The 2732-nt window shown below is 76.3% G+C and carries 5 protein-coding genes; 3 read left to right on the top strand and 2 right to left on the bottom strand.

What is annotated here, in order from left to right:
* The coding region (locus HUW36_RS30240) for an alpha/beta fold hydrolase (protein ID WP_174531206.1) at positions 1 to 269 on the top strand (269 nt) is incomplete at its 5' end.
* Between the two features lie 3 nt (positions 270 to 272).
* On the opposite strand, the gene HUW36_RS30235 is transcribed toward HUW36_RS30240, so the two are convergent.
* Positions 273 to 497, bottom strand: a complete 225-nt coding sequence (locus tag HUW36_RS30235; protein ID WP_174531205.1) for a hypothetical protein — start codon at positions 495 to 497, stop codon at positions 273 to 275.
* Positions 498 to 630: 133 nt separating this feature from the next.
* Between HUW36_RS30235 and HUW36_RS30230 the strand changes: the two genes are divergently transcribed.
* Both HUW36_RS30230 and HUW36_RS30225 read left to right on the top strand, forming a co-directional pair.
* On the top strand, positions 631 to 1578 hold the full coding sequence (locus tag HUW36_RS30230) for a serine/threonine-protein kinase (RefSeq protein WP_174531204.1): 948 nt from the start codon (positions 631 to 633) through the stop codon (positions 1576 to 1578).
* A gap of 76 nt (positions 1579 to 1654) precedes the next feature.
* Complete coding sequence (locus tag HUW36_RS30225; RefSeq protein WP_174531207.1) at positions 1655 to 2083, top strand: OsmC family protein; 429 nt, start codon at positions 1655 to 1657, stop codon at positions 2081 to 2083.
* Between the two features lie 4 nt (positions 2084 to 2087).
* Here the strand turns inward: HUW36_RS30225 and HUW36_RS30220 are convergent.
* Positions 2088 to 2732: endonuclease/exonuclease/phosphatase family protein (locus tag HUW36_RS30220; RefSeq protein WP_174531203.1), on the bottom strand; the 645-nt coding region annotated here is incomplete at its 5' end.

The raw sequence follows: 2732 nt of genomic DNA, 5'->3' as shown, positions 1-2732 counted from the left end.
CCCGCGCGCTGCGGCAGGCGCGGGCGTTCCGTGCCGTGGCCCGCGCCGGGCGGGGGTACGCGTTCGCCGGCGCGCCCACCGTGCCGGTGACGGTGGCGTGGGGCACCCGGGACCGGATCCTGCCCTACCGCCAGGCGGCGCTGGCCCGTACCCGACTGCCCGCCGCCCGGCACCTGGACCTGCCGGGCTGCGGGCACGTGCCGATGCACGACGACCCGGACCTGGTCACCTCGGTCATCCTCGACACCACGGGCGTCCGTCCGGGCTGAGCGTCACTCGGTCGCGCCGAACGGGTCGGTGCGCACGTAGCGCATCGTCCAGCCCTCCGGGCCGGCACGGTTGCCGCGCTCGTAGAGGTGGTCCGCCACACCGTCGGCCGGCCGGTCGGGGTGGCGCAGGATCCACCGGGGCGGTGGCGCGCCGTCCGGCTCCGCGGGCAGGTCCCGGACCAGGTCGTCGGCGGGACCGCCGACGAACCGCACACGCACCGAAGCCACGGTCACTCTCCGTTCCCCTGTCGACACCCTCGCCGCGAAGCTACCCCGGCCGGCCCGGCACCCCCGACGGTTTGCACAGGTCGGGGGCCGGGTAGCGGGACCGGAGGGGACCGGACGAGGCAGGGAGTGGTCGATGAGGACGCTGGGCGGGCGGTACGAGCTCGAACAGCGGGCCGGCCTGGGCGGCATGTCGGAGGTCTGGCGGGCCCACGACCGTGTGCTCGACCGGACCGTGGCGGTGAAGCTGATCTCACCCGGCTTGGACGGCGACGCCGGCGCGGTGCATCGGATCAGGTCCGAGGCCCGCTCGGCGGCGCGGCTGGTGCACCCGAACGTCGCCAGCGTGCACGACTTCGGCACCGCCGAGCTGCCGGACGGTCGGCCGGTGCCGTACATCGTGATGGAGCTGGCCGAGGGCGAGACGCTCGCCGCCCACCTGCGCAACGGCCCGTTGGACTGGCGCATCGCGGTGCGGGTCTGCGCCGAGGTGTGCGCGGCGCTGGCGGCCGCGCACGGGCACGGCATCGTGCACCGGGACGTGAAGCCGGCGAACGTGATCCTCACCCCGTTCGGGGTGAAGGTGCTCGACTTCGGCATCGCCACCCCGGCCGGCGCACCCGACCACACCCCGGAGGGGGTCGTCGTGGGCACCCCGGCGTACCTGGCCCCGGAGCAGCTCGACCGGCAGCCGGCCACCCCGGCCGCCGACATGTACGCGCTGGGCGTGCTGCTCTACTACTGCCTGACCGGTCGGCTGCCCTACGACGCCGGGAGCACCACGCAGCTGCTCGGCTCGCGGCGGCGTCGGCCACCCCGGCCGCTGCCGGAGATCCCCGGCCTGCCGCCCGAGGTGGCGGAGCTGTGCCGCAGCTGCCTCGACGCGGACCCGGCCGCCCGGCCGACGAGTGCGATGGCCGCGCTGCTGCTGGCCGAGGCGGTGGACGCCCGGGTCTACGTGCCGATGACCGTGGTGCTGCCGAGGCAACGGGCGGCGGAGGTGTCGCCGTGGAACAGCCGGGCCGCCGCCGAGGCGACGGAGGCGATGGCCGTCGACGCGGCCACCAGCGGTCGGGTGGGTTGAGCGTACTGCCGGCACGGGTGCGGTTTCGCCGGTCGGGGGCCGGGAACCCGGGCCGATGAGTGACGGGAGGAACGCGATGCCGGATCCGAGTTCCTGGCTGGCCGAGACGGCCACGGCGACCGCGGCGGGCGGTCACGTACGCACCGACGACGGCGGTCTCTCCTCCGCCCTGGCGTCCCCGCTGGCGCCGCACTGCACCGGCCTGACGCCGGAACAGCTCCTGGCTGCCGCGTTCGCCTCCTGCCTGCACCACGCCGCGGTGGAGGCGGCGGGTGAGATCACCGACGAGGCGCACACCGTGCAGGTGACCGCCGAGGCGAAGCTGGGCCGGGACGACGACGGCCGCTACCGGGCCGACGTGCACGCCGAGATCTCCTCGGCCGGGCTGACCCGGGAGCAGCTGGCCGACCTGGTCGCGTACGCCGACCGGCTCTGGCCGTTCTCCAGCGGTGACCCGAGCCGGCACCGGCTCACGGTCACGCCGGCGGAGAACGGCCGGCACTGACCGGTCACCAGCGGAAGCCGGCGGTCACCGCGCGGTGGTCGCTGTCCGGGGTGCGTACCACCCCGGCGGTGGTCGGGGTGAGCCCGCGGTAGAGGACGTGGTCCGGGCGGGTCACCGGCAGTTCGGCCGGCCAGGTGAAGCCGAAGCCCTGCCCGGCGTCGGCCTGCGCGTCGCCGAGCAGCCGGGTCAGCGGGTCGAAGACCCGGTCGGTGGTGGCGGTGTTCAGGTCGCCGAGCACCACCAGCCGGTCGGCCGGGTCGGCGCGGACGGCGGCGGCCAACGCGGCCACCGTGTCGTCGCGGGTGGCGGTGTGCCCGGCCCGCGCCGAGCCCAGGTGCACGACGTACACCGCGAGGTCCCCCTGCGGGGCGGCCACGACCGCGCGCAACGCCCGGTCCCAGCCCAGGCCGGTGTCCACGCCGTGCGCCTCCCGGATCGGCCAGCGACTCCACAGCGCCACCGTGGACACCACCGACCGGTGCGGGTAGCGGTCGGCCAGGACCGAGGCCACCCGCGGACCGTCGGCGACCTCCTGCAGGCCGATCAGGTCCGGAGCCGCACCGGCCAGCGCGGCGGCGGTGGCCGCCGGGTCGGGATTGCCGGCGCGCAGGTTCTGGCTGGCCACCCGCACCGCCGGGCCGCCGGCGTC

Origin of the sequence: Micromonospora maritima, from assembly GCF_902825405.1 — a bacterium.
GTDB classification, from domain to species: domain Bacteria; phylum Actinomycetota; class Actinomycetes; order Mycobacteriales; family Micromonosporaceae; genus Micromonospora; species Micromonospora maritima.
Note: the sequence above shows the minus strand (reverse complement) of the source record. Positions and strands in the feature narration are given on the sequence as shown.

What these genes read in the sequence shown, in the direction of transcription:
- HUW36_RS30230 (WP_174531204.1), top strand. Translation starts at nt 631, where the DNA reads ATGAGGACGCTGGGCGGGCGGTACGAGCTCGAACAGCGGGCCGGCCTG.
- HUW36_RS30225 (WP_174531207.1), top strand. Translation starts at nt 1,655, where the DNA reads ATGCCGGATCCGAGTTCCTGGCTGGCCGAGACGGCCACGGCGACCGCG.